This is a genomic window from Candidatus Uabimicrobium helgolandensis (genome assembly GCF_041508025.1).
GTDB classification, from domain to species: domain Bacteria; phylum Planctomycetota; class Uabimicrobiia; order Uabimicrobiales; family Uabimicrobiaceae; genus Uabimicrobium; species Uabimicrobium helgolandensis.
The window spans coordinates 7,477,784-7,500,101 of the sequence record NZ_CP165719.1 but is presented as its reverse complement, the minus strand read 5'-3'; the positions used below and the strand labels follow the sequence as shown (position 1 = coordinate 7,500,101).

Sequence of the window (22,318 nt, the reverse complement as noted above, 5' to 3'; positions counted from 1 at the left end):
TTTCAAAAAGAAAAGAAGCTCTGAAAACAAACCATAAAGAAGTAAATGTTAACACCTCTTATCTATAACTTTGTTAAATCGCTTACTTTTTATTTGTAGGAGTTGTTATGAAATTTCTTGCACTTATATTTATTACTATTTCAATCTTTCAACTTACTGTGAATATTCGTTATAGTGAACAAAACAGCGAGTACTCTGTTTTTATTGAAAAACCGTTTCGAATATATTCGCAAAAACCTGAAAACAACATACTTTCTTCTACAATGCAAACAAAATCCTGTGGTACCGGATGTGCTAATCCTGTAGCTACGCAAACCACTGATAAAGACTTGCATTATCATATTACTCAGTTGCAAAGTTTATCAAATTTTACGAACCACGCTTCTTTTTCTTATCTTTTGTTTCACCGTGAACAAACTCTTCTATATCTAAAAGCTCATCCACAAATACACATGACTAAAAGCGGGTTAAACGAATTGCAAAAAAACAAGGTTAGTTTTTCGTTGCGAATGCTCGACGAAAAAAAACAGCCTGTTTTTTCCAAAACCTTTGGTAATATCTTTCTAAACCACAAACAACATCATGTTGCTTTTAGTGATAAAGACGGCGTTAAAGCAGAGTTTAATGGAACGATAAAACGTGTAAGTCACGATCGTTTTTGGTTGCGAATGTGAGTAGAGAGCGACTATTTTGTCGCTGGACCGTGGTTCGCGGTTCACACCAATAACAGTACTTGGCAAAAATTTGATGACGTTTTTATCAGTAATGGCAAAAGTAATTCTATGAGAACTATAGAATTTCGCATTGTGTTGGAGAATAGTATATGTATAAACAAACCATAGCAATATTATTATTTTTTTTGTTCGTATCTTTACGAGCAGATCCATGCGGAATGGTTACAAGTGGACCTGGTATAGAACGTATGGGCATACAACGAACATATGTATTTTATAAAAACAAAATAGAATCTATCGTTTTACGCCCAGGTTTCTCCGGAAAACTCAATGATTTCGGAATGATTATTCCTTTTCCATCTCCTCCTGCTATTCGCAAAGTAGAAGACGATGTATTTTCTCATATTGCAGCTGCATTAGATCCGCCCGAATATAGAATTTTTCCATCGATGCCTCTTGAGAGGTACATACCTTCTATTCTTAGTAATTTGATTCCAGCTTTAAGCCAGGTTTCAGAAAAAGGACGTAGTTCAAATTATATTAATGTGTTGTCAGAAGAAGGCATTGGCATGTACCAAGTTGCAGTATTAGAAGCTGGAAGTGCTAAAGCTTTAAGGAATTGGATGGAACAAAATAATTACAAATATCCAAAAGGTATGGACAATACATGTAACGAGTATATTGGTATGAAATGGTGCTTTGTTGTTGTAAAAGCTCGTATTGGTGCAAAAGGAAATATTGATCCGCAGCCAGGGATGAATCAAGCGCAATTTGGGTTGCAGAGTGGTCAGTCTTTTTTTGGATACATGCAAGGAATGGCTTTTCGTTTTTACAGCGAAGAAATGATCGTACCGATGCGCCTTTCAACTTTCAATAGTAGCTTTTCTAAGAGGCGAGTGCAAGATGATGGTAAATCTGTAGAAAATATAGTATATGCGCTTACGGATGTGGCTGTCAAAATTGATTGTTTAGATAGTGGATATGTGGTAAGGCAAATTTCTGGAGAAAAACTACTTAAAAATGTTACAGAAAAAATTCCTTTACGTATAATGAAAGGTAGTTTATACGATTGTAGAAGCAGAGCATATAATACCTGGAAGCAAACGGATATTCGTAGTGTCAATGGAATTGCGCGCAAGCTTTTTGCTCTTGATGTTTTGGCAGCAAAGCGCAATACTCTTATTTTAGATAAAGAGCAAAAGGAAAAAGAACGACAGAAACAAAATCCTGAATACACGATTAACGATGAGGATATTGTGAAGGAAGGCTTGGAAGAAATTCACAATATGACAATGAGTGTTATCTCTGGATATTTTCCACGAGATATTCTAGTTCAAACAAACCTACGTTTTAATCCGTACTCGATGCCTGAGGAATTAAATAATCAACAAAAATTTAATCTATTGACTGATGGAATTTCTGGCTACTTAGCTTTCGGTGGAAGGTTATACGACGGAATGGTAACAGAAGTTCTGTATGCTATTTGGAGTCCTATTTACATTTGGACACTTTTTATTTTTGCATTTTTAGCGTTTTTTTCCACACATGTACGTTTTACAATTATCGCGAGTTGTTTAGTGATACTCTACAGTGCTCTTACTTTGGTTGTCAATTTTTATATCATACCTATTCTCTTGAGCGCGGTAGTTATATCTATTCACTTTAATAAAAAAAAACATGGCGATAACCTTTCTTACTATTCATCTAACACAGCAGCCGTTTGTGTGGCTTCTGTCTGTTGGCTAGATATTATAGTTGGTTTATGGATGATTGTGCGTAATTGGAAGAAATATAATGTAGCGAACTGTAAAAATTCTGAACAAACTTAAACGGTTTTTAATTTAATTATTTTACGCAGTAGTGTAATCGTGACCGCAACACTAATCACGACGACACTACTGTTGCTAAAGTTTAGCTCCACAAAATTTACAAAAAACTGCATTTTCATCATGCCCTTCTTTAGAACATTCAGGACACGCTTGTGTAGTTACTAATTCGGGCTTGTTTTGAGCATTTGACAATTCCACAGATACAATTCCTGTTGGCACAGCAATAATTGCATAACCCATTATCATGATAATAGAGGCAAGCATTTGTCCTAAGGGGGTTTGTGGGGCAATGTCACCGTAACCTACAGTTGTTAGTGTTACTATAGCCCAGTATACGCTCTTGGGTATACTTGTAAAACCACTATCCTCACCTTCAATCAAGTACATGAATGTTCCTGCTATAATAACAAGCGAAACAACACTTCCTAGAAAAACAGTGATCTTTGGACGACTTGCTTTTAGAGCTCTAGCTAAAGTTTGAGCTTCAGAAAGATAACGAGCAATTTTAAATATACGAAAGATACGCAACAAACGAATTGTGCGAATGACTAATAAAGATTGAGTTCCGGCGATAAAAAGACTAATATAAGTAGGCGCAATAGACAATAGATCAACAATTCCCATAAAACTAAAAACATAACGAAAAGGTTTACCAACGCAAATAATACGCATGATATACTCGATGGTAAATAATATAGTAAAGGTCCATTCTAGTTGGCGAAGAATTTCACCATAATTAACCTCAACGCTTTTTATGCTTTCTAACATAACAACAATAACACTTGCTGCTATCGCCCAAAGTAAAACAACATCAAATAGTTTTCCTGATGGAGTATCTGCTTCGTAAATAATTTCATGCATTTTGAAACGCCAAGAGTTTTTTGTTGGTTCTGCCATTTTTTACCTTTCTGTATGTGTTGACGCTCTATTCACTCAAATATCCAATTTTTCTCGCCAGTAATTGCAAACATTTTGGGTTTTTTCTACAGAAAATCCTATATATTTTTGAGGGTTAGCGATAATTTCTCGTTGTTCCTCATTCAAATTTAAATTCTCGATCGCATCATTTTCAATAAAACAACGACGAACAGCTTCATGAGCATCAGGATGACCATCTTTTGCCAATATAATATACAGAGGCTCAGCAATGATTTTATCTTTTGCCATTTGTAGGTTACGCTTTAGTGAATCTTTATCGACAATAAGACTATTCATCACTCGTTTTAGCCTTCTTGTCGCTAGATAAAGTGCGGCAACTATTTCACCATAAAAACGTGCGGATGCTGAATTGGTTAAATCGCGTTGGTGTTCGGATATTTGATCCATATAAGCAGTTGTGACTCTTGGCATAAAAGATTTCCACAAAGATTTCACATGTTCAAAATGAATTGGATTGCGTTTGTGAGGCATTGTAGATGAACCAACTTGTTTTTGTGAAACTTTCTCCATTACTTCCGCAATTTCTGTTCTTTGCAAATGACGCATATCATCACTAAGATTTGCAAGTACTCCAAGAGTTGAAATACAAGCGTGTAAGTAGTCAAGCATAAACTCTGGTTCTACTATCTGCGTAGAGTGTGTTGCAGGAGATAGATCTAATTTTTGTAAAAAAGTTTTTTCGAACTCGATAGGGTTTTTGACAAGAAGGCTTTGAGCATTATATGCGCCTACCGCGCCAGAAAATTGCCCACGTAAATCGTTTGTGCTTTCTTGTAGTTTAACAATACGATTTCCTAAGCGCGAAATATATTCGGCTATAGTAAAACCAAAAGTAATAGGAACTGCATGTTGTCCATGAGTTCTTCCTATTTGTACTGTATTTTTTTCGCGTTCGGCTAGTGAAATAAGAATTGTTTGTAGTTCGATTAAAAGAGGAAGTAAAACGTTCTGCGAGCACTTCTTAAAACGATAAGCATCTGTCGTGCAAACTATGTCGTGGCTAGTAGCGCCAAGATGAATCCAAGGTTTAGCTTGTGAGGAAACGTGTTGTCCCATACAATTAACCACCGCTCGTAATTGATGATGGATGCGTTTCTCTTCTTCGTAAACCTCTTTTGCGGTAATTTTATGCGTAGACTTTTGAACTTCGTCAGCAATTTCAGGTTTACAATAATCATAATGAGAATATGTATCTACTAATTTTGATTCGACAAATGCTAGATGATATATAAAACCTTCTTCTGAGAGATATTTTTGCAGTTCTTTAGCCTCAGGAAAGTTTAAATAGCGAAATTCTAAAGGGGAGATAGCTGAATACATGTTGAACTCTTTTTTCAGAAAAAAAAAAATATGCTAGAAAAATCAAAAAAGAACTTATATATTACAGAGAAATAATATAGAATATGTAGCTCGACAATCAGAGCAATTATGTTTTTAGGGATTGGTCAAAGTAAATTATCCCACTTACTTGCTCTTTTGTATTATAGCCTTGTTATTATAAGCTAACAAAACTACGGCTATGCCACATTTATAATGCCTAGCTAAAATACAAAATTTCAGTATAATTGGAACATTTTATTTTGGCCCAAATCCATCAGTTAGAAAGGTTTGATTATAACATGCCGAAGAAATCAAGAAAGAAAATATTAAAAAGTCGTTGCCGCTTTACCAGAGAAGGTATTGATTTTATAGATTACAAAGATATTGCCACTTTGCAAAAATTATGCACAACTCAAGGCAAGATTTTTTCTCGTAAGAGATCTGGTAACTCAGCAAAACACCAACGCATGGTAAAATCAGCTATTAAACGCGCTCGTTTTATGGGACTACTACCATATAAGTAAGTTTGGTAAAACCTATGTTTAAAATACGCTAAAAGAGATGTAGTGAATTATTTCATTACATCTTTTTTTTTGCGATTTTAAAATTAGCAAAATTCAAAACCACATTCAAAAAATTATTTCTGCTCGCAAAACAACAATTCTAAGTGATCTGACAAAAGTAGTTACCCGTTGAGTGCAGGGCTTTTATTTTCTAGCGAGGCGCGACGAGGGCGCGCAGCTGTAGCTGCGTAACTAAGGAGCAACAAAGCTAGAAATTAAAAGAACAAAATGTCAATGGGTAAATACTTTTGGCGGGTCACTTAGATCAAAGAGTCCGGATTTTTTTTTCTCTTTGTTACTTTCCTCCTTTTTCTCTTCGTTACTCAGTGCTTTAAAGCTTCTTGTCAAATCATTATTATAGGATTCTAAGCGATAGAAGATTAGTCGTTGGATGGTTGAAAATCCTTTGTAATTCCAATATATCAATGGGACAGGAGTCTTTGTTGTTCTTGGTTTGGTGTATACAATATCAGTACTTTTTGTTACAATATTTATTGTAGACTATACTAAATATTTTGGAAGGTTAGTTTTTTGTCTAGCCCACATTTCTAACATGTTTTATTAGAAAGTTTAAAAAATGAAGAGTTTATTATGTTTTTTGATATTTATTGGATGTGTTTTTGCAAACACATCAATAGAGTCTGTGTACTCGAAAATCAATGAATTATCAACAAATGAAGATGTTTTATTTTCTCATAGAGATAGCGGTTCTGTTTTAAGTAGCTTGTGGGAATTATCAGGAAATTTTTCTGTAGAAGATTTTAAGAATGCAAATAGCCAATGGACAAATGACCAAGGAAATGATGTTCTTAGCGCATTCATTATAGAAGATGTATTGTTTTTAAAGATTAAAGATAATAAAGATGGTACACATTTATCGATGTGCTTGTCTCCTCAAGATTTTGGTCTTCGAAATATAACTGTTGACCTAGGTGCGGTGACACATGTTAGTTTAAAACAACCAAAGCAAGGTAAAGAAGCGCAAGTCTCTGTTATCAAAATCGTGCCTAAAAAAATCAAGACTACTAAAAAGCAAACAGTAGTAAATCCAGAAAACTTGGCTTCGAATAAAGAAAGACCTATTGTTGGTATTTCTTCTTTAGAAGATGGATTAGCAACTGTGATTCTAGGTAGAAAAACTGTACTTAAACAACAAATGGCAAAGGGTAAAATTTATCCTCTTCCAATGTCATTGTCAGGCCAAAAAGTGACAATACGATTTACTTACAGTGAAAAACCTTCTTCGGAAACAGTTGAAGCTGGTATTCTACATCTTCATACTTCTAGTGCAAAGATTTACAAAAAAACTTTTAATCTAGAAGTTCAAAAGTCTAATATTTTTGGTCTTGCTTTACCGGTTGACTTCATGGCTTCTAATAAAATAGAAGCTAGTGTTGTTAAAGGAAAAAATAAGATTAAAAATGTAAATTTAGGAACGCATTTAGGGAAAAGAATTATCATTGTAGAAACAGAAAGTATCCCAAAATCAAAAACAGATGTAGAAGTTCTTTTATCTTATGTTCCTGATCCGTCTATCAAAATTAGCAAAATGACAAAGAGATTTCGAGCTACTGGTGCGGGTCGTTTTGGTGTTGATTTTGGAAAAGAAATCTTGGCAGTAGATGAATTTAAAAAAGTCAAAAACCATAAAGTTTCAAAAATTGTGGCTAGTGAAAGCAAGGGCTTCTCATCAATAGAAATTTATGTTACGCAATTTAATGCAAAAAGCTTCAATGCTTTTGTGGAATATGAAGTTACTGTAATCGTTTCTGAAGACTAAATTTTATAGAAAATTTTGTGATACTAAACGTTTACACAGTTTGAATACTACACAGTATAGTCTACTACACTATTATTCGAATTAATGAGTTGGTATTATTTTGTTAAGGGCAAAAAATGGCTGAAAAAGAAAAGTCTTCATTGAAAAAACGTCTGAAAAAAATTATTATTATTTTGATGATTTTTGTTTTCTCAATGGTAATTTGGGCTTACTACAGTGGAAACAAGGTTGAAGAAGTTAATTATACCGTTTCTCAACTTGGAAATAAAGTTAAAGGGCATATTATCAGTGCCTTTGATGGTAATGCTATTGCTATTTGGGGAGTTATAGACGCTCCTGCAGAACATGTATGGAAAGTTATTCGCGACAAGAAGAATTTTGAAAAGTATTTACCTTACGTGAAAAAAAGTGTCGTGACAAAATTAGATGACAACAAATACCAACAGCAACAAGTTTTTGAACTTCCTTTTGGTACTTATGAATTTAAGCATAAAGTGTGGTTTGAAGAAGAACCAAATACTTATGTATCAAATTGGCAACAAGAAGAAGGTGTTATCGCAGTTAATCGCGGTGCATGGATTGTCCATAAATCAGAAAATAAAACTCTATTAGAGTATCGGATACGTTTTGAAACACAGTGGGTTCCTGTATGGTTCAGCAATGCTTATATGAAACAACGTTTAAAAGTAATCGTTAAAAAATTACGCGAGCGCATCAAGAATCTTGAACAAACAAACCCTGAGTACTTTAAAACTAAATAAAGGAATTCTAATGAAAAAAACTTCGATAAAAAGCACGCCAGGAGATTTTGGTAGTGAAAAAGGAGTTACTCTTGCCTGCGGTAGCTCATCAACATGCTGTTGTATGGTGTTTCTAGGTGGTGGCCTTGGGGGAATAATTGGCTTTATTTATGGGCTTGTCCGAGGTTTCGCAAAAGGAAGTAAATGGTCGGAAGAATCCTCAGGTATAAAGACGTTTTCTATCTATACATTTGCAATGATTACTCTAGGCATTGGATTTGCCATTGTTGGACTTCTTATAGGTGCTGGCATTGGCATTAGTATTGATCTTATTATGGGTAATTTATAAATAGGAAGGGCTACAAATTTTTCAATTTCCTACTCTTTCTCCTTTATATATTTATGTTGATGAGCAAACGCAAATTCAATTTCGCCGCGATGATCACCAGGCTATTTTCATTACGGGAGATAAAACATTACTTCTCGATTTGTTGCCCTTACTCGATGGCAAAAAAAGTGTAGAATCTATATGCTGTTCTTTACCACAGCACGATCAGAAATCCATTCAAAGCTTGCTTCAAGAATTAAAACAGCATGGTATCGTTATTGAAAACACACAGAAAACATGTCTTTGGCATCAAACCGCCCATGCTGTTGTAGGCAAAGATCTTAGTAAGTATTCTATCTGTGTTATCGGAAAAGACTCGTACTTATCTCTTGTTTTTGATCATTTACAACTTATTGGAATTACTAATTTTGTAACTGAGCCTGCCGATGCCAATTTGACTATTCTATGCGAGCCAGGCTTAAAACCTTCTTTTATTGAAAAGTGGGATAGAGAAAATGTAGTGCCTTGGTTGCGCATGTCTTGGACAACAAGTTATGGAGAAGTCGGTCCGTTATTCATTCCAAAGCAAACCGCATGTTATCAATGTTTTCAAAAACGTCTACTTTCAAACAGACGCTTTCGCGATTCTTATCAAAATTATAGTGAAATAATAGAAAAACGAGGAATTCCTCTTAATTTATTTGCTCCTAGTTTTCTATGGTGCCTGTCACATATTTTACTAGAAGTGGCGAGCTACACTACAAATTACACTCCTCCACAACTGTGTGGACGTTTACTATATAGGGATTCTTCAGAACAATTCTTAGAACAAGTATTGCAGGTTCCTGGATGTTCAGGAAATTGCTCGTGAAAGATCTCGAAAAATACCTAGTTGGACGGCGCTGCGGTATCGTCCAAACGTTAGGAAAAGCTGCGATTGACTTTGACGACCCGCCAATACATGCTTACGGAGCAAAAATATGTGATACAGCCGCATTTTCTGCGGTAACAGCTTCGAAAAAATGTGGTGGTGGTGGTATTGAAGAACAAGAAGCCAAAAACTGTTGTTTAGGTGAAGCTGTAGAGCGCTATTGTGCTGGCACGTGGAATGCAAAGGATATTGTGTGGGCTACAGCAAAAGAGCTACAAAAAGATGTTTTTTCGTTAGAGGAACTCACATTATTTTCTGGTAAACAATATAATCAGTACAATTTTCCTTATCTCTCTCCATCCTCAACAATTAAAATTCCTTGGATTGAAGTGGTTCGTCACCACGATCAAAAACCCTTGTGGGCACCAGCTGTTTTTTTTTATTGCCAAGTCCGCAACATAAAAACCAAATAGCTCCACCTATCTCAACAGGTTTGGCTTGTCATGGTTCTTTTGAGGAGGCTTATAGACGTGGATTATGCGAATGTATTGAACGCGATGCTGTAAGTCTAATGTGGTTACGCGGTGTTATTTCGCCTAAAGTGGTTAATATCACAAGAGAAAATCGCGTTGCCCAAATATTAAAAAACTTTGGTGGTGAAGTAACAGTAGGTGATTTAACCTCTGATCAAGGCGTACCTACTTATTTTTGTCTGATGGAGGGAAACTCTCCTTGCGGTAATATTATTTCTTTTGGAGCTGCTTGCGATGGCAACTCTGACAATGCTCTATATCGCGCAGTTCGCGAAGCATCTCTCGGACGTATTTATGTAAAACGCTTACTCAAAAGTAGTCCGCCCTGGAAGGTTGGTTATCGATTTCAAAATGTAGACACATTTGATCGTCATGCTTGTTTTTATAGTTCTCATCCCAAATACTATGATAAACTAACTTTTCTCAAATTGGGAAAGAGTATTTCTTATACAACTTCCCATGTAGATGTTAGTGTAAAATTTCCTACCTATACTTGTGATTTGACAACACCAGAAATTAATAAATTAGGATTATATGTTATTAAAACCTGGGTACCGAAATTAATGCCGCTTCATGGACATCATTTGCTACCGTTTCTAGGTCATGAGCGTTTGCATTCTACAACAAACGTTTTTTCTCATCAATTTTTATATAAAAAAGGATACAATCCATGGCCTCATCCCATGCCATAGAAACAATATCTCCTTCTGAACTTCACTATCTCAATTCGAAAATTACAGTTGCAAATCGTATGTATCTTGCACAAAATATTGCAGAATTTAGTCAAAACCGCGAAGCAATACAAGATTCATGTTATCCTTATAAAACGTATCCTGGAGCTACAAGATATCCTTTAAAGTCGCAATACATTTGGTGGAAAAGACTGCAATCTGTATTGCAAAAACGCCGTTCGTCAACGAATTTTACAGGCAAACCAATATCGCTAAAGTCGTTGTCAACTATCTTATTACAAGGGTACGGGAAAACAACTACTATTTACGATGAACGTTTTCCAGAGGTAGAACACAGTCTTCGTTCAGCTCCATCAGGAGGAGCACTATATCCTATTGAAGTGTACCCACTATGCTTGAATATAAAATCGATTCCTCGGGGTTGCTACCACTATCATGTTAAAGATAAAGTCATTGAAAAAGTCAATCAAAAAACGATGAACGAAGTAGATCAGATGTTCGTTGGGATTCCACAACAAGAATGCGCAACGATTTTAGTATTCACAGCGATAAAGGAACGAACTTATGTTAAGTATGGTGAAAGAGGCTACCGTTTTCTTTTTTTAGAAGCTGGACATATTGCGCAAAATATATTACTTCTCGCGTCAGCTATTGGTCTTAAGGCTTGCCCAATAGGAGGTTTTGTAGAAGACAATATTGTTGATTTTTTGGACATAGATCATAAGCGAGAGTGGGTTATTTATGCTTTGGCAATTGGTAAATAGGGAGCACTAGGCGAAAACTCGACTACTGTTGACTTAAGGAAACCTAAATGTTATTGAAAGCATTGTTTTTTCTCCACTTGTCATTTCTGCTTCCGCAGGAATGACAAGTGTTTAAGATCAGCTAGGTTATAAACCAAGTTATGAGCTGTTTTCGAAAATATTTTTCGTTGATTTGTATTGTTTTCGCCCGTTTGGATCCTGCTTTCGCAGTAATGACAGTGCAATAGGTGATTTCTTAAGTCAACAGTAGTTGGGCGAAGCTTCTGCTGAGCCAAATTTTTATTTATAAAAATTTTTAGAATATTGTGTATTGCAAAAAATAGAATGTGTTACATAGAAGCTAGTTCTTTAATAATTTGTTCGGCAACATCAACTCTAACTTTACCTGTTGCAACTAATTTTTCGACAACTGTATCAACCATATCTGCCGTAGCACCTGCCATGACCGCAATATTTCTAGCATGTAGAGACATGTGTCCTTTTTGAATTCCTTCGCTTGCTAAAGCGCGAAGTGCACCAGCATTTTGGGCTAGACCTACAGCTGCAATTACACTACCTAGCTCATTAGCGCTTTTAATGCCAAGTATTTTTAAGTTAGTTTTTACTGTTGGGTGAACGTTGACTGCACCTCCAACTAGTCCAACTGCCATAGGAAGTTCTATAGAGCCGACTAAGTCACCTTGGACGTTCTTTTCCCAAATAGTTAGTGAACGATAGTGTCCTCGTAAAGAAGCATAAGCGTGAGCTCCTGCTTCTATTGCTCTTGTATCTTGTCCTAAAGCTAAGGCTACAGCAGATATACCGTTCATAATCCCTTTGTTATGAGTAGCTGCGCGATAGGGGTCTGCATCCGCAAATTGATAAGCAAGAACCATACCATCTACAACCTCTTCTCCACCTAAGGCATCAGCATCAAAAATAGCATAGGCTCGTGCAAGTCTTTTTGTGGCAAGATTAGAAATAATGCGGAGATACACTTTACCTTTTGATATCTTTTCTATTTCAGGAGCAAGAGCTTCGGCCATTGTATTGACTGCATTTGCTCCCATTGCATCTTTACAATCGACAAGAAGATGACATACTACCATTGGTCCAGAAGCGGTATCAATAACTCTTACTTCTATATCTTTCGCGCCTCCGCCTAACTTGACTAGAATAGGATCTTGTTCATTGGCAAGTTGCAGTAATTTTTTTCTTTCTTGTAAAATACGCATTTTGGCCGCAAATGGGTCAGCGACATTGGTAATTTGTATTTGGCCAATCATTGTAGGTGTTGTATGATTTGTATGAAAACCGCCTTTAATAAGAGCCACTTTAGCCATTTTACAAGATGCAGCAACAACAGAAGCTTCTTCTATTGCCATAGGAATCGTATATTCTCGATTGTTTATTAAAAAATTGAGAGCAACGCCTATTGGAATTTCAAGCGTTCCAATTACATTTTCAATCATTTTGTTTGCTTGATCTAACGATAAGCCTGATTCTTTTAGAGCTGATAGCTCACCTTCACTTAAATCTTTCGCTTCTTTAATTCTTGCTAAACGTTCTTGTAAAGAAAGTTTATAGAATTGTTTGGTATTTAAACTTTTCATTATTTTAGTCTTAAAATATCGAAAAACAAGTAGTAAAAATGACACATCGTGTCACTGACCGAACGGTCAACGATGGGCAAAATAAAAAAAAAGTTACCTTTTTATGATACCGTGTATAATGCTATTCTTTAGATTTTCAAAAAAAACTCCGTCAAATTCTTTCGGAGATTGCCCCAGCATGATAACTTGAACTAAGAGCCCTTCTAAGCTTGATACAATTAGTACAGCCGTGTTTTGAATATTTAGATTTTCATCAAATACACCTTCTTCTATGCCTAGAAGAAGACATTGTACAAATATTTCTTCAAAACTACGATGGATTTTACGTAGACGTTCTGTTTTTGTCTTTTCTTTTGTTTCAGCTTGCAAAAACCAGTTCATAAAAATGCGAATAAATTCTAAATTATTTTTCACAAAAACCCAATACATGTCAATGATTTCATTCATTTTTTCTTGGGCTTTTTTCTTTGCATCTAAACGAACAAAGCTAATAGCGCACTGAGCAACAAATCGATCTACCAAAGATTCAAAGAGTTTACCTTTGCTTTCAAAATACCAAAAAATAAGAGATTTACTAACACCTGCTTTTTTAGCAATTTTGGACATTGAAGTTGCTTTGTATCCGGTATCTGCAAAAGAATGAATTGCAGAATCTAATATATGAGAACGTGTTTCTTCATTTTCTTTCATATGAGGTCCGATAGATAGATTTGGCTATTTAGGGTTCCCTAGCATTTGTAGCAAAATCAATAATTATGTGTCAAGAAAAAATTGCATAGATAAAAATAGTTATATTCTCTTAAATTCCTTTAAAGTTCGTTGCTTTTTGGAGTTAATCCATTTTTTTTTTATAAAAATGGTTGCCATTTTTCACCGTGTTTATGAGAATTAAATGTCTTTTGGCGAAATAAATTTTTTTCTATCACGACAACATAAGGGTAGAAAAAAATTCCTTTTATTGACTCTTGAAATGAAGATGTATTGGCGGTAAATGCAGATGTACTTGTTTTTAAGTGTAAGTCGCTTGTTAAACTCGCGGCAAATGAAGCAAAACGATGAAAACGTCCATGCACATCTTCGCAAAGAAATACTCCGCCAGGATTTATGAACGGTAACATTTCTTCTAAAGTAATTCGTTGTTGTTCTGTCATATGACCACCATCGTCAATGACAATATCCACTTCCGGAATATCTTGTTTGATTTGTTTCCAAAAAGACCTATCTTCTTGGTCGCCAATAAAAACATTTGTATAACTATTTTCATAGTTTTTGCAGGCCGGTTCAATATCTACACCATAAACCTGGCAATTATCACCGAAATAAGAGCGCCACATTTCTAAGCTTCCTCCACTATACACTCCTATTTCTAAAATGGAAACCTTCTTGCCTATAAAATGTTGAAAATGTTTATGATAAATATCAAAATAGTGCTCCCATTTCCAGATCCCATTTCCAGATTTATTCTGAAAATATTCCCATAGTGGGTTATCTTTATTCATTTCACTAAGAGAATGATCCTTTAAATTTTTACAACTGTAAAGCTCTGTAAATTCGTGAGCTTGGCAACTAGAAGAAACATTTTTTAGCACCTGTAAAAAATTTTGGGGTTTTTTTATCATCATTTTGAATAAAAGTAGTAGGTTACGCAAGTAATTACCTAGCATGTACTATTCCTTTATACTTTAAAACTTTACTATCATTAATTACGATAAGTATCGTAATCGTTGTTATGATGGTCACCATGACCACCCCTTTAGAAATGAGATTTAAACGATATCTGTTATTCTTACGCACTGAATGATGACATGCCGTAATACAAGGAAGATAAATGTCGACTTATGTTTCTTCTTTGAACCTATTCATTTCATGATAAACCTTGTTGTATTCTTGCTGTAAATCTTGTAATAAAGATTCCATCGGTAACAGGTCATTCTTTTGAGCACTTTTTTCTATTATGTCTGAAATTTTCTGCATTTTTATTGCTCCAACACTAGCGCTTGCTCCTTTTAAACTGTGAGAAATATGTTCTATTTCATTGTTGTTAGTTCCCTTTAAGGCGATGTGCAATTTTTGTATGTATTCGCTACTGTCATTTAAGTACAAATCTATAACTTCTTCAACAGCTGCTGTGCTGATCTGTTTTAAAGTGGTTAACTTATCTTTTTCAAGTGAAGTGTTACTTTCTTTTTGATATCTCATTTTTCTCCAACGCCTGGTCTTTCTACCCCAACGGCATAATATTTCTTCAATAGATTCCAAGGTAATAGGTTTACTTATATAGTCGTCCATACCTATTTCTAAATAATATTCGCGATCGCCACTCATTGCATTTGCAGTCATTGCAATAATTGTTGGACGTCCTTTTTTCTTTGCTAGCCTTCTTGTTGTTTCCAGACCGTCCATTTCAGGCATACGAATATCCATGAAAACAATGTCATATTCTTTTTTATCCAAAGCAGACAAAACTTCTAGACCATTACCAACTACATCAGGAATGTAGCCCATTTTTTGAAGTATACGCGTTGCAATCACCTGATTTACCGAATTATCTTCTGCGATAAGAATGCGTAGAGGTAGTTGTTTAGCTAGTTTTTTGTTGATCTCTTGAGTTTTGGTTGTAAATAGCGAAGGTTTGCCTTTTGTATTTAGGCATAGTTCGAAAAAAAGCTTAAAAAAATTAGAATGTTTTACAGGTGAATGTGTGGTATAGATATTTTCATTGTGTTTGTTTTTTATATTTGCTATCCAAATTATTGGACAATTTTTGGTTTGTAGTTTTTTAATAGCTTCGATATTATCAGATGCAACTATACAAATATTTACTTCAACTTGATCAGATATCGCTTCACAAATCTCAGAGAATCTAGATGTGTAACAAACGGAAAAACCCCAATTTTTCAAGCGTTTACTAATGTTAGAACATTCTTGTCTTTCATCGAAAAACAAAATTTTTGAACAGAGTGTTTGTGGCAATTCTTTGCGTAGATGCCAAGTATCGTTATTGCTGGATTGTGCATTTTCTATACGAATAGTAAAGAAGAAAGTACAACCATAATCTTTGTTATTTTCGCACCAAATTTTTCCATGCATCATCTCGACTAAGCGTTTACAAATACTAAGTCCAAGGCCTGTGCCACTTTGATATTCTCCTACATGAGCTTGTAAAAAAGGACTAAATATATATGCTATTTTTTCTTCATCGATGCCAAGACCTTGGTCTTTTACAGAAAATAAAAGTTCAATGGAAGAGTCTGTTTGATTTTGCAGTTTTACAGAAGTAGTTATCGAGCCATTTTGAGTAAACTTTGCAGCGTTACTTAGTAAATTAACTAGTATTTGTCGAATACGAGTAATATCTCCGCGGAGGTAATAAGGAATATCAATATCAATGTTGTAAATAAATTGCAAATTACGCTCAATTACCTTCGAGGAAAATAAATCGATAGCGTCCTCGATACAACAAAGTAAATCAAAATCGTGAATTTCCAAATGCATTTTACCAGCTTCTATTTTCGAAAAATCAAGAATATCATTAATAATGGTCAATAGATTTTCGCTGCTAATACGTATAATGTCAACACACTCTTTTTGCTCATGACTGAGAGATGTTTCAAGTAAAAGACCTGTTGTTCCCATAATACCATTCATTGGAGTACGAATTTCGTGACTCATATTAGCCAGGAAGTCGCTTTTGGCAGAGTTGGCTTTTTCCGCTATTTCTTTTGCTCTTTTTAGCTCTTCTTGGGTTTTCTTACGTTTGCTAATATCACGCAAAAAAGTTAAATATCCCAGTAATTCTCCTGTTGAATTAGTCACTTTTGTAGATACAATTTCGCAGGTAAAAACAGATCCATCTTTGCTACTATATTTGACTTCGTGAGGTTGTATGTTGTTTAGTGGTTCGAAAATTTTGCTTTGGTTGATATAGTCTTCTGCGTATAAAAATGAGAGAGTTTTTCCCAAAGCTTCCTCTCCTTTGTAACCAAACATTTGCGAAAATTTATCGTTAAACATTACAATTTCTCGGTTCACACCTTGTAAAATCATCGCATCAGGAAAAGCCTGGAAAATAGTTTTTATTTGCGATTTTGCACGATCAAGACTAGCTACGTCTTTTCTTTCTTGTGTAATGTCGCGAGCTGTGGCATAGCAAAGTTGTCTTTGTATGTTAGCTCTGCTATTCCAATGCAAATGTCGGTATTCGCCATTTTTACTCAAATAACGATTTTCAAAAGACAACACATCGTAACCTTTTCTTATTTTAGCAAGTTCGTTCATCGTTGCTTCGCGATCATCAGGGTGAACAAATTCGATGAAACGGCTACTATAAAGTTCTTGCTTTGTATAACCAAGCATTTTTTCCCAACTACTATTTACTTTTTGGAAGTAGCCATCAAACGTTGCAATACAAAATAAATCGACAGAGGAGTTAAAGAATATGTTATATTCTTCCATTAAGTCTTGGTCAAATCGCGTGTTATTATCTTTCAACAAAATCGCAAGAATACCTATTACGCAAAAACCACTCACACCATCGATAATCCACAAATAGTTGTAAGTATCGTTAGGGAAATAGATACTAGTTAATGTATTTAACATCATTAATGTGAGCAGAAGTATCACGGGAATGTAGATACTTGTACTTGTTTTTTTTCCGTTTTTGTAAAAAACATAAGAAGCAATTATAAAAATAACGCTACTACAAATCGCTACGGAAATATGGAAGAAATCGTATATATTTAGAAGAAACATGATATTACTTTTTCACTAAACAGTCAGGTAAAATTTTTTCGATTGAATTTACACCATCAGCATTGATATCCAAGCCTGAAATTAGAAGCATACGCAATTTATTCAAGGGTTTAAGTTTCATAAGTCCTTTGTATGACACTTTAGTACCTCCTAAAGCTAAGTACTCTAAATTTTTATGTGCAGCCAAATACCCCATCCCAGTATTATCGATATTGCAACTCGTTAAAATTAAGAATTTTAGATTCAGTATATTTTGCAATTCAAAAAGTCCTTCGTTTGTTGTACCTGTATTATATAAATTCAAATGATTTAGTTTTTTTAATAATCGTAAAGCTTTTATTCCGTCGTTGTTAAAAGAAGTACCGTCGATTTCTAAGTGTTTTAATTTAGGGAGGTGTTGCAAATACTCAATGGACTTATTGCCAATTTGTGGATTGTTGGTTAAAGATAAAAATTGTAAATTTTTAAGTTTTGCAACTTCTTCAATCCCAGAATTTGTAATTTTACAACCAACTAAATAAAGTTTTTTTAGTGTTTTAAGTTTGGATACTTCTTTTATCCCACTATCATCGATATCTGAATACCAAATTTTCAAAGTTTGTAGCTTGGATAATTTTGAAATACTAGCTATTGCCTTGTTGTTTGAGTTTGAGCGTGTCAAACACAGGTATTTTAGTTTTTGTAATTTGTTTAACGAGGACATTGATTTTTCTGTTGTTTTTGTGTTACTTAAATTTAAATGCGTAAGATTTGTTAACGCAACAATTTTGGATAAACCATTATCATCAATCTGAGTGCGCCATAAATTCAAGTATTGCAAGTTTTTTAAAGAAGTAATGACTTCTAATCCTTTGTTTCCTACATTAGTGTAAGCCAAAGATAAAGAACGTAAACCAGATATATTTTGGATGTATTTTATAGTCTCATCATCAACGTTAACATTCCACAAATCTAAACATTGTAGATTAGGCAATTTTTGTAGTAACTGTAATTCTTTGTTTTTTAAAGAAACACCCCACAAACGTAGATGAGTTAGGCGTTTGTTTAGATGTCCAACTCCTTCGCCGTTGATTTTTGACTCAGAGATGTCTAAAACAGTACAGTGAGGAAGTGCCTTTACATACTCTAACCCCTTGTCTGTCATTTTCCGGCAATATAAAATTTTTAAATTGGTTCTATTTGCTAAAATTTCAGCAAGTGTAGAGGTTAAATCTCCATCAAGTTCGACATATTGTAGATCTTGTTTCTTTATTGAAATATCTATCTTATCTTTGCCTGGCTTAAATTTTATTCCGTATGGTTTATTATTTACGAAGAAAGTTTTATTTTTATACGAAAAATATATTTTTTTTTCTTTGCCTTCGTATAAATAATAAGATTTACCTTCAACAAATTTTTCATTTACTACATGAACAATATCACCACGTTTTAGGTCTACGTTACAAGGAGTTTCTCCCACGTAGAAAAAATTAACATAAACATCTGATTTTAAAATTTGGGACGAAATTTCAACTGCATTGCTAGAGGAAATAATCGTAGTTGCAAGAATAGCAAAGGTAGATAAAATAATAGCGAAAACAACGATTATTTTTTTCATAACATTCTCCTGTTTTAACTTATAGTAACTGCTGAGATTCACAAATATGCATTTTAGAGTGTATATTACAAATTGGATCTAGGGCCTGTTATTATTCAAAAATATTGTTTATTTTTTAGAGCTCGAGCCCGCTTCGAGCTCTAAATAGAGATAATATCTTCTTGAATTGGTTGTCCTGAAACATGTAGTTTGCCATTAAGAATATAACCATTGACTTCTAAACGAACACCAAAATCACTCAAGTAAATTCCTGGTTCAATAGAAAACCCAATTCCTTCTATCAGTTGTCGCTCATCTTTTGTTTCTAAGTTGTCAATATTGACACCTTTCCAGTGCAAGTCGCGTCCAATGCTATGCCCAGTTCTGTGGACGAAATATTCACCGTAACCAGCTTCTATAATTACATTACGAGCAGCATCATCTACTTCATAGCCACATACTTTTTCTCTTTTAGAGAATCGATTGTGAATGAGATCAATCGCTGCGTCCCGCGCATTTTTAACAGCTAGAAAAACTTGTTGGTATTTTACCGGAGGTTTGCTTCCAACATATGCCATCCATGTCATATCACCATATACGGCTTGATTTGTTTTTTCTTTACCCCATAAGTCAACAAGTAAGATATCACCTTCTTTGATGCTTCGTTTGTTTTCTTTATCAGGAGAATAATGAGGATCACCAGAATGTTCGTTTACAGCAACGATAGGGGGATGATGGTATTCTAGATTGTTATCAACAATGCGTTGTAGAATAAATTGTTGTAATTGATATTCGGTAATTGCGACCTCCGAATTAATACACTCACGTACATGTTGAAAAGCATCATGAACTAATTTGCGCAAAAATTGTGCTGCGCGTTTGTGAGAATCAACGGCTTCTTCTGACCATACTGCTTCAAATAATTGGATTAAATTAGCAGATGAGTGTATGAGTGCACCACACTCTTTTACTAATTCGCATGTCCCAGCATCTACATATGCTACATATGGTACAGCCGCTTTCGGAGAGTATTGCATACATATATTGCTATTGCTCGTAAACATCGTAGATAGCTTATCTTCCATCATTTGCCAGCTTGCATAGAGTAAGTTTTTTCCGGGTAAATGATTTAAGGTGTGAGGTTCTATTTTATGAACCAATTTAATGGGAGTACCAGAACTAGGAACAAAATAAAACCAGCGCCGCGAAGCAAATGTATCCTCGGGCATTTGCAAAATAGCGTTAGCAGAAGGATCAATGTTTCGAAAGTTATAGAATAACCACCCATCAAAGCCTTCTTCGCGAATAGCTTTTTGTATTTTTTCTATCATAGCTCTTGCCTATCTTTCATCTATCTCTTATTTTCAGAATTTATCTTTGTAGTAGCACATACAGAACGGTAGGCAATAGTTTATCAAGTTTTATGCATAGAAGAAAGTTTTTTGTATTTGTCTCTAAGGCTGCGAATTATGACTATGATTACGGATGATCAAGGTCATGCTCACGAAATTTTCTAATTGATGATACCTCCTAATTTCTAAAAGAACCAAATTGTAAGGATAACAAATGTCGACATGTCTTAAAAAAGACAAACTAAAATATCTATAAAAAGCAAAAAATTTACTGGCAAATACACCGTAAGCTCGTATAATTCACGTTTCAAAAGATAAAAATGTTGATTTTGATTTCAACGTATAAGATAATGTAAAAATTCTCTAGACAACGACCTTTTACCTTAAGACTTAAATTCATAGATGTGTCCGTTTCCTCACTTTCTTAATCAAGAAAAATGAGGAGTAAATAAGCGACTTAGCAAAAATTTCCTTAAAATTTTTGACTGGTTATTTAAATTAATGTAAAAGCAAGTAAATCAAACTACAGAACTACAGTAATCCCGAACGTTTTGTTAACGGGATAAAGGGTATAGTAGTATTCCCAAAGAGGATAATACTAATGTTTTTTGCAAACTATATCGGTACTTAGTGTTGTTAAGAAAGGCACAAACATGGCGGAATATCAAGATCGGGAAGCATTTATTCCTTATCGTAAAGCTGATGTTATTGAATTATGCGTGGAAGATGGTAAGTTAGATGAAGTACAGCAAAAGAAATTTAGAGAATTTTGCGAAATACTTGGCGCTTACTATCATTTTGAGTTCCACGAACTCTTAGAAAAACTCAAAAATAATTTTGCTCCTTTCAACCCTGATGCAGATACAAGACCAAGAGTTGCACCAACATCACAACAATTAAAAACAATGGAAAATGATTTGGTTGATGTTTTACGTCAGGTGCTAAAAAGAGCAAACTATAGCGAGCTTACCAAAGAAGCACTTGAACATGCCTTAGATGCAGAATCTCTAATCACATTAAAAATGGATGTAGATTTTGATGATTACGAGCAGATGGTTTTCTTTCATCGCGGCGATAGCGAAGAAACTGTACAAATAAAAAAAATGTTTAAGAAAATTGACTTCACAATGGAAATGTATGAGAGAGTTGTCCTTCTTATCAAATTCAAAGATGAAGAGTATTTCAAACAAAAAGGTGCAAAAATCAGTAAGTTGAATTTTACTCCTGGAAAAACATATGTTTATATGTACAAAAGTATTCCTAAGGCAGATATTGAAGTACTATTTCCTAACGTACAAATAGGCATGAACTTCAAAGACAAACTGATGTTGGGTCTTCCAGCCATTGGCGCTGGTATTGCAATGATTCCGAAACTAATTCCTACAATTATTATCATAACAGGTTTAGTTATTGCTATGATTACTGGAAAAGAAGCACTTGCCAAAAATGATGTAATGCAAGGTGTAATCGCTGCTTTATCTTTACTAGCTGTTATGGGTGGTTTCTTATTCAAGCAATATGTAAAATATAAAAATAAGCGCATTGAATTTTTAAAAAGCGTTACAGATACTTTATTTTTCAAAAATCTCGACTGTAACGGTGGTGTTTTTAACATGCTAATTGATGCTGCTGAAGAAGAAGAAAGCAAAGAAGTTATTCTTGCCTATTATCATTTACTAACAAATCCTCAAGGGCTTGACCAAGAAGAACTTGACAATACAATTGAGGAATGGTTAGAAAAGAAATTTCAAGCGCAAGTCGATTTTGATGTAGATAAAGCTGTCAAGAAATTAGAGAAATTAGTTGGCAAGCTGGAAGATGATGACAATTCTCCAGATGTTAACATGCTTGAAAAAGGTCAAGATAATAAACTAAAAGTTCGCGGCATTGATGACAGTAAAACGATTATCGATTATGTTTGGGACAATATTTTCCAGTATAATGATTAATTCGAATTATTAGGAACTTCTTTAGATAGTGGTTCCTAATATTTTTTTAAATTAATACAATAGT

At 34.5% G+C, this 22,318-nt stretch carries 17 protein-coding genes and 1 pseudogene; 10 read left to right on the top strand and 8 right to left on the bottom strand.

From position 1 onward, the window contains the following. The first annotated feature begins 107 nt into the window (after positions 1-107). On the top strand, positions 108-674 hold the full coding sequence (locus tag UABHE_RS27690) for a hypothetical protein (protein WP_372366559.1): 567 nt from the start codon (positions 108-110) through the stop codon (positions 672-674). Positions 675-823: 149 nt separating this feature from the next. Further along, positions 824-2,503, top strand: coding sequence for a DUF2330 domain-containing protein (locus tag UABHE_RS27685; RefSeq protein WP_372366557.1), 1,680 nt, complete (start codon positions 824-826; stop codon positions 2,501-2,503). A 75-nt stretch (positions 2,504-2,578) separates the two neighbouring features. Here the strand turns inward: UABHE_RS27685 and UABHE_RS27680 are convergent, their stop codons facing one another. After that, entirely contained in the window at positions 2,579-3,400 is an 822-nt protein-coding gene (locus UABHE_RS27680; protein ID WP_372366555.1) for an ion transporter, read from the bottom strand. A 36-nt stretch (positions 3,401-3,436) separates the two neighbouring features. Beyond that, complete coding sequence (locus tag UABHE_RS27675) at positions 3,437-4,762, bottom strand: lyase family protein (RefSeq protein ID WP_372366554.1); 1,326 nt, start codon at positions 4,760-4,762, stop codon at positions 3,437-3,439. A gap of 299 nt (positions 4,763-5,061) precedes the next feature. Here UABHE_RS27675 and rpsR point away from each other — a divergent pair, with 299 nt between their 5' ends. The 7 genes and pseudogenes from rpsR to UABHE_RS27640 all read left to right on the top strand — a co-directional run bounded on the left by rpsR (position 5,062) and on the right by UABHE_RS27640 (position 11,033). Then, positions 5,062-5,286: a 30S ribosomal protein S18 gene (rpsR, locus tag UABHE_RS27670; RefSeq protein ID WP_151968157.1), complete on the top strand. Its 225-nt coding sequence runs from the start codon at positions 5,062-5,064 to the stop codon at positions 5,284-5,286. 616 nt (positions 5,287-5,902) lie between these two features. Further along, entirely contained in the window at positions 5,903-7,105 is a 1,203-nt protein-coding gene (locus UABHE_RS27665) for a hypothetical protein (protein WP_372366553.1), read from the top strand. 116 nt (positions 7,106-7,221) lie between these two features. Further along, complete coding sequence (locus tag UABHE_RS27660; protein ID WP_372366552.1) at positions 7,222-7,866, top strand: SRPBCC family protein; 645 nt, start codon at positions 7,222-7,224, stop codon at positions 7,864-7,866. Between the two features lie 10 nt (positions 7,867-7,876). Continuing rightward, positions 7,877-8,194: a hypothetical protein gene (locus UABHE_RS27655; RefSeq protein WP_372366551.1), complete on the top strand. Its 318-nt coding sequence runs from the start codon at positions 7,877-7,879 to the stop codon at positions 8,192-8,194. 139 nt (positions 8,195-8,333) lie between these two features. Continuing rightward, positions 8,334-9,044, top strand: a complete 711-nt coding sequence (locus UABHE_RS27650; RefSeq protein WP_372366550.1) for a hypothetical protein — start codon at positions 8,334-8,336, stop codon at positions 9,042-9,044. Then, positions 9,023-10,269 (top strand): annotated as a pseudogene (locus UABHE_RS27645) (YcaO-like family protein). Before UABHE_RS27650 ends, UABHE_RS27645 begins: the two are co-directional and overlap by 22 nt. Beyond that, the gene (locus UABHE_RS27640) at positions 10,248-11,033 is read left to right on the top strand and encodes a SagB/ThcOx family dehydrogenase (RefSeq protein ID WP_372366549.1); all 786 of its coding nucleotides are present in this window, start codon (positions 10,248-10,250) and stop codon (positions 11,031-11,033) included. Before UABHE_RS27645 ends, UABHE_RS27640 begins: the two are co-directional and overlap by 22 nt. Before the next feature lie 329 nt (positions 11,034-11,362). Here UABHE_RS27640 and UABHE_RS27635 read toward each other — a convergent pair whose 3' ends face one another. The 6 genes from UABHE_RS27635 to UABHE_RS27610 form a co-directional block, all read right to left on the bottom strand. Further along, on the bottom strand, positions 11,363-12,625 hold the full coding sequence (locus UABHE_RS27635; RefSeq protein ID WP_372366548.1) for a hydroxymethylglutaryl-CoA reductase, degradative: 1,263 nt from the start codon (positions 12,623-12,625) through the stop codon (positions 11,363-11,365). A gap of 93 nt (positions 12,626-12,718) precedes the next feature. Then, on the bottom strand, positions 12,719-13,315 hold the full coding sequence (locus UABHE_RS27630) for a TetR/AcrR family transcriptional regulator (protein ID WP_372366547.1): 597 nt from the start codon (positions 13,313-13,315) through the stop codon (positions 12,719-12,721). 158 nt (positions 13,316-13,473) lie between these two features. Continuing rightward, positions 13,474-14,289 carry a class I SAM-dependent methyltransferase gene (locus tag UABHE_RS27625; protein ID WP_372366546.1) on the bottom strand — a complete coding sequence of 272 codons (816 nt, stop codon included), beginning with the start codon at positions 14,287-14,289 and terminating at the stop codon, positions 13,474-13,476. 172 nt (positions 14,290-14,461) lie between these two features. Beyond that, positions 14,462-17,377 (bottom strand): PAS domain S-box protein, encoded by a 2,916-nt coding sequence (locus UABHE_RS27620; protein WP_372366545.1) that lies wholly within the window; start codon positions 17,375-17,377, stop codon positions 14,462-14,464. A gap of 4 nt (positions 17,378-17,381) precedes the next feature. Beyond that, on the bottom strand, positions 17,382-18,974 hold the full coding sequence (locus tag UABHE_RS27615) for a leucine-rich repeat domain-containing protein (protein ID WP_372366544.1): 1,593 nt from the start codon (positions 18,972-18,974) through the stop codon (positions 17,382-17,384). A gap of 140 nt (positions 18,975-19,114) precedes the next feature. Continuing rightward, entirely contained in the window at positions 19,115-20,284 is a 1,170-nt protein-coding gene (locus UABHE_RS27610) for a M24 family metallopeptidase (RefSeq protein ID WP_372366543.1), read from the bottom strand. A 674-nt stretch (positions 20,285-20,958) separates the two neighbouring features. Between UABHE_RS27610 and UABHE_RS27605 the strand changes: the two genes are divergently transcribed. After that, the gene (locus tag UABHE_RS27605) at positions 20,959-22,254 is read left to right on the top strand and encodes a TMEM143 family protein (RefSeq protein ID WP_372366542.1); all 1,296 of its coding nucleotides are present in this window, start codon (positions 20,959-20,961) and stop codon (positions 22,252-22,254) included. Positions 22,255-22,318 lie beyond the last annotated feature (64 nt).

Coding starts and splice junctions, on each gene's coding strand:
- UABHE_RS27690 (WP_372366559.1), top strand. CDS start 108: ATGAAATTTCTTGCACTTATATTTATTACTATTTCAATCTTTCAACTT.
- UABHE_RS27685 (WP_372366557.1), top strand. CDS start 824: ATGTATAAACAAACCATAGCAATATTATTATTTTTTTTGTTCGTATCT.
- UABHE_RS27680 (WP_372366555.1), bottom strand. CDS start 3,400: ATGGCAGAACCAACAAAAAACTCTTGGCGTTTCAAAATGCATGAAATT.
- UABHE_RS27675 (WP_372366554.1), bottom strand. CDS start 4,762: ATGTATTCAGCTATCTCCCCTTTAGAATTTCGCTATTTAAACTTTCCT.
- rpsR (WP_151968157.1), top strand. CDS start 5,062: ATGCCGAAGAAATCAAGAAAGAAAATATTAAAAAGTCGTTGCCGCTTT.
- UABHE_RS27665 (WP_372366553.1), top strand. CDS start 5,903: ATGAAGAGTTTATTATGTTTTTTGATATTTATTGGATGTGTTTTTGCA.
- UABHE_RS27660 (WP_372366552.1), top strand. CDS start 7,222: ATGGCTGAAAAAGAAAAGTCTTCATTGAAAAAACGTCTGAAAAAAATT.
- UABHE_RS27655 (WP_372366551.1), top strand. CDS start 7,877: ATGAAAAAAACTTCGATAAAAAGCACGCCAGGAGATTTTGGTAGTGAA.
- UABHE_RS27640 (WP_372366549.1), top strand. CDS start 10,248: ATGGCCTCATCCCATGCCATAGAAACAATATCTCCTTCTGAACTTCAC.
- UABHE_RS27635 (WP_372366548.1), bottom strand. CDS start 12,625: ATGAAAAGTTTAAATACCAAACAATTCTATAAACTTTCTTTACAAGAA.
- UABHE_RS27630 (WP_372366547.1), bottom strand. CDS start 13,315: ATGAAAGAAAATGAAGAAACACGTTCTCATATATTAGATTCTGCAATT.
- UABHE_RS27625 (WP_372366546.1), bottom strand. CDS start 14,289: ATGCTAGGTAATTACTTGCGTAACCTACTACTTTTATTCAAAATGATG.
- UABHE_RS27620 (WP_372366545.1), bottom strand. CDS start 17,377: ATGTTTCTTCTAAATATATACGATTTCTTCCATATTTCCGTAGCGATT.
- UABHE_RS27615 (WP_372366544.1), bottom strand. CDS start 18,974: ATGAAAAAAATAATCGTTGTTTTCGCTATTATTTTATCTACCTTTGCT.
- UABHE_RS27610 (WP_372366543.1), bottom strand. CDS start 20,284: ATGATAGAAAAAATACAAAAAGCTATTCGCGAAGAAGGCTTTGATGGG.
- UABHE_RS27605 (WP_372366542.1), top strand. CDS start 20,959: ATGGCGGAATATCAAGATCGGGAAGCATTTATTCCTTATCGTAAAGCT.